Annotated in this window: 5 protein-coding genes; 4 read left to right on the forward strand and 1 reads right to left on the reverse strand. The window is 64.7% G+C overall.

What is annotated here, in order from left to right; genetic code table 11:
• The first annotated feature begins 15 nt into the window (after window positions 1–15).
• The 3 genes from fliD (at window position 16) to ACK59X_RS05205 (ending at window position 2,270) form a co-directional block, all read left to right on the forward strand.
• Window positions 16–1,446 carry a flagellar filament capping protein FliD gene (fliD, locus tag ACK59X_RS05195; RefSeq protein WP_409955765.1) on the forward strand — a complete coding sequence of 477 codons (1,431 nt, stop codon included), beginning with the start codon at window positions 16–18 and terminating at the stop codon, window positions 1,444–1,446.
• Window positions 1,447–1,511: 65 nt separating this feature from the next.
• Window positions 1,512–1,967, forward strand: a complete 456-nt coding sequence (fliS, locus tag ACK59X_RS05200; protein ID WP_409955767.1) for a flagellar export chaperone FliS — start codon at window positions 1,512–1,514, stop codon at window positions 1,965–1,967.
• A gap of 3 nt (window positions 1,968–1,970) precedes the next feature.
• Window positions 1,971–2,270 carry a flagellar protein FliT gene (locus tag ACK59X_RS05205; protein WP_007860919.1) on the forward strand — a complete coding sequence of 100 codons (300 nt, stop codon included), beginning with the start codon at window positions 1,971–1,973 and terminating at the stop codon, window positions 2,268–2,270.
• Between the two features lie 372 nt (window positions 2,271–2,642).
• On the opposite strand, the gene fliE is transcribed toward ACK59X_RS05205, so the two are convergent.
• Window positions 2,643–2,957: a flagellar hook-basal body complex protein FliE gene (gene fliE / locus ACK59X_RS05210; RefSeq protein WP_409955769.1), complete on the reverse strand. Its 315-nt coding sequence runs from the start codon at window positions 2,955–2,957 to the stop codon at window positions 2,643–2,645.
• Window positions 2,958–3,133: 176 nt separating this feature from the next.
• On the opposite strand from fliE, the gene fliF reads away from it, so the two are divergent.
• The coding region (gene fliF / locus ACK59X_RS05215; protein WP_409955771.1) for a flagellar basal-body MS-ring/collar protein FliF at window positions 3,134–4,632 on the forward strand (1,499 nt) is incomplete at its 3' end.

Here is a 4,632-nt window from a genome sequence, read left to right on the forward strand (position 1 = left end):
GTTCAGGAGGATCTCATGGCTACCATTTCTTCACCCGGCCTCGCCACGAGCGGCCTGGATGTCAAGAGCATCATCGCCCAGCTGGTGAAGCTGGAAGAGAAGCCTCTGGATACGCTCAAGGTCCAGAAAGCCACGGTGGAAACCAAGATTTCCGCGTTCGGCCAGATCAAATCCCTCGTCTCGACGCTCGCCGATGCGGCGGGCAAGCTCACCAGCGTGACCGGCTGGAACGCCGTTGCCACGACCTCTTCCGACAGCAAGTATGTGAGTGCCACCGCCATTGGCGGCACGCTGCCAACCACCTTCAGTGTGGAGGTCCAGGGGCTGGCCAAGGCGCAGGCCACCGCGTCGGCGGCTCTGCTGCCCGTGGGCGGTGCCCTGGGCGCAGGCACTCTGCGCCTGGAGCTGGGCCAATGGAGCGTGACCCCGGCCTCCTTCACGCCCGGAGCCGGTGCGCCAGTGGACATCAGCATTTCCGCCAGCGATACCGTGAACGACATCGCCAGCAAGATCAACGGCACCAATGCCGGTGTCACGGCCTCGGTGCTCAAGGATGCATCGGGGGAGCGCCTGCTGCTGCGCAGCAAGAGCACGGGGCTGGAGTCCGGCTTTCGCCTGAGCGTGATGGAAGGCGGCGACACGGACATCGCCAGCGCCGGCAACACCGATGCGACCGGCCTGTCGCGCCTGGTGGCGGGCAGCACCGTGACGCAGGTGGCGGCCAACGCCACGGCGAAGGTCAACGGGATCCCCGTGTCCTCGGCCACCAACACCTTCGAGAACACGATCTCCGGCGTCACCTTCAAGGCCGAACAGGTCACCACGGCGCCGATCGAGATCGGCGTGGCCAAGGACAACACGGCCCTGCAGAAGAACGTGAATGACTTCGTGACCGCCTACAACGCGGTCAACAGCATCCTCAACGAAGCCACCAAATACGATGCGGCCAACAAGAGCGCGGGCCTGCTGCAGGGGGATACGACGGCCGTTGCGCTGCAGAACTCCCTGCGTTCGGCCATCCAGGCCATGACGGGCGACAAGGCCGGCTTCCAGCGCCTGGCGGACGTGGGCATCACGCTGCAGCGCGGCGGTGACCTGGCTGTGGACTCCACCAAGTTCACCAAGGCCATGAACGAGAACATGGAAGACGTGAAGAACCTGTTCCGCAACCCGGGGCCGGGAACGTCCATGGGTGTTGCGGCGCGCGTCAAGGCGCTGACGACGGACCTGCTGGGAACCAATGGCTTCTTCAAATCCAAGGACGATACGCTGCAGCTGTCGCTCAAGCGCAATGCCAAGGACCAGGTGACGGCCCAGGACAAGATCGATGCCTTCGAGAAGCGCATCACGGCACTCTACAACGCACTGGACACCCAGATGGCATCGCTGAACGGGCTCAATGCCTACATCGCCCAGCAGGTGACCACCTGGAACAAGTCGACCTGACGGAAAGCCTTCAGTTTTGTCGGCGCCGGCCGATAAATAAAGCATCACACCGTAAGGACCACCCCATGTTCAGCGCCCACAATCCCCGTGCAGCCAACGCCTACCAGCGCATCAATGTGGAAACCAGCATGCACACGATTGACCAGCACCAGCTGGTCAGCCTGCTGTATGAAGGCGCTCTGAACTCCATCGCCACGGCGCGCGGTGCCATGGCCCGCGGCGACGTGCTGGGCAAGTGCAACGCGGTCTCCAAGGCCGTGCGCATCATCGAAGAGGGCCTGAGCACGGCCCTGGACAAGGTCGACGGCGGCGAGCTGGCCGAGAACCTGGGTGCCCTGTACGACTACTGCATCCGCCGCCTGATCCTGGCCAACGCCCGCAACGACGACGCCATGATGGAAGAAGTCATGCGCCTGATCGAACCCATCGCCCTGGGCTGGAACGAGATCAAGAAGAGCAACAACGGCGCAGCCCCGGCTGCCGCCACCGCTTCGGGCCAGCCTGTGCTGGTGGAGGCATGAACCATGTCCCACATGCTGATTGATTACTACAAAGCCATAGAAGACAGCAGCGCCAAGATGCTGGAGGCCGCCAAGCTCAAGGACTGGGATGGCGTGGTGCGCTACGAGGGCGCCTGCGCCGTGCTGATCGAGCAGCTGCGCTTCAAGTCCCAGGAGCACGAGTTGCTGCCCGAGCACCGCCGCGAAAAGACCCGCATCATGCAGCGCATCCTGCGCAACGACGCCCAGATCCGCTGCCTGGCCGAGCCCTGGCTGGCCCAGTTCGAACACCTGTTCGAAGGCCAGCCGCAGATGATGCACTGATCAGGGTAGGGCTGCCGAGCGGCATCCCGGCTCTCGGCCGGCTTCCCGCCGGGAAGAAAAAAGCCACCGCACGTCGCAAGACGGCCGGTGGCTTTTTGCTGCCTGCTGGGAGTTGCAGAAGGTGCTTGGCCGAGTGCACCGCTGCGATGGTCAATGACCCCGTCAATGCGGCGAATGATGCTTGACTGGTGGAATTGATTTGAAATCGAAAACAAACACGGGTGTATCAGTTACCCGTGGTGCATGCAACTGGCGCGCCCCAAGCCAGCGCCCCCGCGCAAGGGCCGCCCCGCCGCGCCGGGGTGCGTCCCGCTCCCAGATTGCGAAGCAATATGAGAGAGGGGGATGGCGCAAAGCGCCTCAGAGGGGTCTTCACACCTGCATGTTCATGATGTCGGTATAGGCCTGCACCATGCGGTTGCGCACGTGCAAGGTGGCCTGGAATCCGATCTGGGCCTTCTGGATCGCCACCATGGTCTCTTCCAGGCTGACCGAGGGGTTTTCCAGCTGCACTTCCTTTTGCAGGTCGCCCGACTTGTTCTGGGCGGCGCTGACGGACTGCAGGGCCCCCTTGAGCGCGCCTGAAAAACCCACATCGTTGCCTTCGGCCTGCGGCATGGCCGCTGCGCGGCGCGCCATGCCGGCACCCGTCATGGGGGTGGTGGAGCTGGGTATGCGGAGGTCCATGGCAGTGTCCATTGGGGGAGAGGGGATGCTGTGATAGTAGCCAGGCGCCCGGGGCGCATCATGGGGAATAGATGGTCAAAGAGGCGCCTTATCGGCAGAACATGGCCGCGACTTGAGCCAAATAATCGAGCCCACGCCAAAGGTCCGTTGCCGGGCCTCACCTATTGGAAAGCACGATGTCTGCAGTTGCCGAAGTCCCACTCGCTCCGCTTGCACCCACAGCCGCGCCAGCCGCCACCCCCAACTGGCTGCAGCGCCTGAGCAGCCTCGACCGGGCCCAGCGCATGCGCCTGGGGGTGGGAGTGGCGCTGCTGGTGGCCATGGCGGTCGCCGCCATCGTGCTGGGCCGCCAGCCCGACTACAAGGTGCTGTTTGCCAACCTGAACGACAAGGATGGCGGCGCCATCGTGGCCCAGCTGACCACGATGAACGTGCCCTACAAGTACGCCGAAGGCGGCGGCGCGATCCTGATTCCCGCCGAGAAGGTGCACGACGTGCGCCTGCGCCTGGCCACCCAGGGCCTGCCCCGTGGTTCCGTGACCGGTTTCGAGCTGATGGAAACCAACCGCTTCGGCATGACCCAGTTCCAGGAGCGCCTGAACTTCCAGCGCGGCCTGGAGGGCGAGCTGACCCGCTCCATCCAAGCCCTGTCCTCGGTGCAGAGCGCCCGCGTGCACCTGGCGCTGCCCAACCAGAACGGTTTCTTCCGCGAACAGCAAAAGCCCTCGGCTTCGGTGCTGGTCAGCCTGCACCCCGGTCGCATCCTGGACCGGGCCCAGCTCGCCGGCATTGTCCACCTGGTGGCCTCCAGCGTGCCGGAACTGGCGCCCTCGGCCGTCAGCGTGCTCGACGACACCGGCAAGCTGCTTTCGCAGTCGCCCGATGGCACCTCCGCCAATGCGGTCGATGCACAGCAGCTGCTCTATGTGCAGCAGATCGAGCAGCAGCTCACGCGCCGCATCCAGGAGATCCTGGAACCCGTGGTCGGCCGCAACAACGTCAAGGCCCAGGTCTCGGCCGAGCTGGACTTCAGCCGCACCGAGTCCACGTCCGAGCAGTTCCGCCCCAACCAGACCCCCGATGCCAAGGCCGTGCGCAGCCAGCAGATGCTGGAGACCTCCGGTACGGCCCAGAAGACCGCCACGGGCGTGCCCGGTGCCGTTGCCAATCAACCGCCTGCACCCTCGGCTGCACCCATCAACGGTGCCAATCCTGCCCCCCAGGCCGCCGGACAGCAGGGCTCGGAAGAGTCCTCGAGCAAGCGCGAGGCCACCACCAACTCCGAAGTGCCCAAGACCGGTCGGGTCACGCGTGGCAACAACGGGGCCGTCAAGCGCCGGAACGCTGCCGTGGTGGTGAACTACCAGTCCACCGAGGAAAAGGGCAAGACCGTCACCAAGGCGCTCACCCCCGAACAACTGGAGCAGATGAAGGCCCTGGTGCGTGAGACCATAGGCTTCAATGCCGAGCGCGGCGACTCGGTGAACCTGATGAACACGCCGTTCCAGGTCGAGGCGGCCTCGTCGACGGACATCCCGCTGTGGAAGCAGCCGGAAGTGATTGACATCGCCAAGAGCTTTGCCTGGCCCGTGGGTGCCCTGCTGTTCGCGGCCATGGTGCTGCTGGGCCTGGTGCGTCCGGCGCTCAAGGGCTCGAGCGCCGAGGACAAGACGTC

This window comes from Acidovorax sp. (assembly GCF_046339755.1).
GTDB lineage: Bacteria > Pseudomonadota > Gammaproteobacteria > Burkholderiales > Burkholderiaceae_C > Acidovorax.